The organism is Psychrobacter sp. 1U2, from assembly GCF_051847575.1.
In genome coordinates this window covers 1-1,462 of sequence record NZ_JBPYDC010000194.1, presented here as the reverse complement: position 1 = coordinate 1,462, position 1,462 = coordinate 1, and the positions used below count along the sequence as shown (strand labels likewise).

Sequence of the window (1,462 nt, the reverse complement as noted above, 5' to 3'; positions counted from 1 at the left end):
ATCGCGATGTTACGATAGTTACAAGTTGATGCAGTCACTGTTTAGTTGTCAGTCAACAATGATAAGCATGATTCTTTATCGTTACTGACTGAATTCACTACTTATAACTGCAAATAATGAAGTAGAGGAAGAGTCGGTGTATTCTGACTTATTCAACGACATATTTATCATTGGCGTTATTTTTTGACGCTACTATTTTATTTATAAATAACCATTTACTCATATAAAAGGAAGACAATAATGAGCCAACTAATTCGCTTACAAGACATCCAAGCAACTCATCGTGACCTTATTGGTGATGACTATTATGACCCAACAGGCAAAACTGCTTACGGTGTCAATGAAGAAAAAATCGGTAAGATCGATGGCGCACTAGTAGAAGATACTACTGGCCGTATTCGCTATCTAATCGTTGACGCAGGCGGCTGGTTTAGCTCAAAAGAAGTTTTAGTACCAGCGGGTTTAGCGCGTATTGTTGGTGATGATGTATTCTTTGATAGTTTAACCAAAGCACAAGCTGATGCCATGGAAGAGTATGATCATGACTATCAGTATAGCTATAAAGAGCAGTACGAAAAAGATCGTCAAGCATTTGTAGCTGACACTGTACCAGCAGAAGAGCGTATGGAAGTTGCAGACCATGCTTATGATGCACCAAACACGCTAGAACTACTAGAAGAGCGTCTGACAGTAAATAAAGATCGTATCGTTGCAGGCCTAGTAAAAGTCGGCAAGCATGTTGTGACTGAAGAGCGTAACGTGGAAGTTGATCTTGAAGAAGAGCATGCTAACATTCAACGTACTACTGTAGATCGTCCATCAGAGCGTCGCATTGGTGACGTGACTGATAACGAGACTATCGAAGTTGAACTAGAAGCTGAACGTGCTCGTGTTAACAAAGAGACTTATGTTTCAGAAGAAGTTAATGTCGGTAAGACCACTGAGCGTCACACTGAAACTATTGTAGAAACTATTCAGCGTGAAGAGCTAGATATTGACCGTGATGGTAATGTTGTTGACCGTGAAGGTAACATCGTAGACCGTGATGGTATCACTGCTGAAGATGTACGTAGCGCACGTGGTATGTAATATTCTGATCTATCGTTTATCCTAATATGATAACTGCGATTAGGTAGCGTGAATATATAGCTAAGTAATCATCCTTAGCGAATTAAGGTCAGAGTTTGTCTCTGGCCTTTTTTTATGTCTTTCCCATGAATAATAGGCTTATATATCGTTATCTAATCATACTAGTAAAATACTTGCCAATAATAAGGAACGTAATGATGAATACTAACCATGAAAAAGAGACCCATAATAAATACAGTGCAAACAAAAGCGAAAACCAACGAGCGGGCACGACACCGCCAACAGCGTCTACGGCAAAGCTAGAGGATCATGCAGGAGAGAATAAACTGGCAGCGCCGCATACTACGGATAGCAGTGCTATTAGTAACCGTCT

Annotated in this window: 1 protein-coding gene; it reads left to right on the top strand. The window is 40.2% G+C overall.

Annotated elements, in window-relative coordinates; all coding sequences use genetic code 11:
• Positions 1-240: 240 nt before the first annotated feature.
• A complete protein-coding gene (locus ACS8FD_RS14385) occupies positions 241-1,089 on the top strand; it encodes a DUF2382 domain-containing protein (RefSeq protein WP_439262889.1) in 849 nt (282 codons plus the stop codon).
• Positions 1,090-1,462 lie beyond the last annotated feature (373 nt).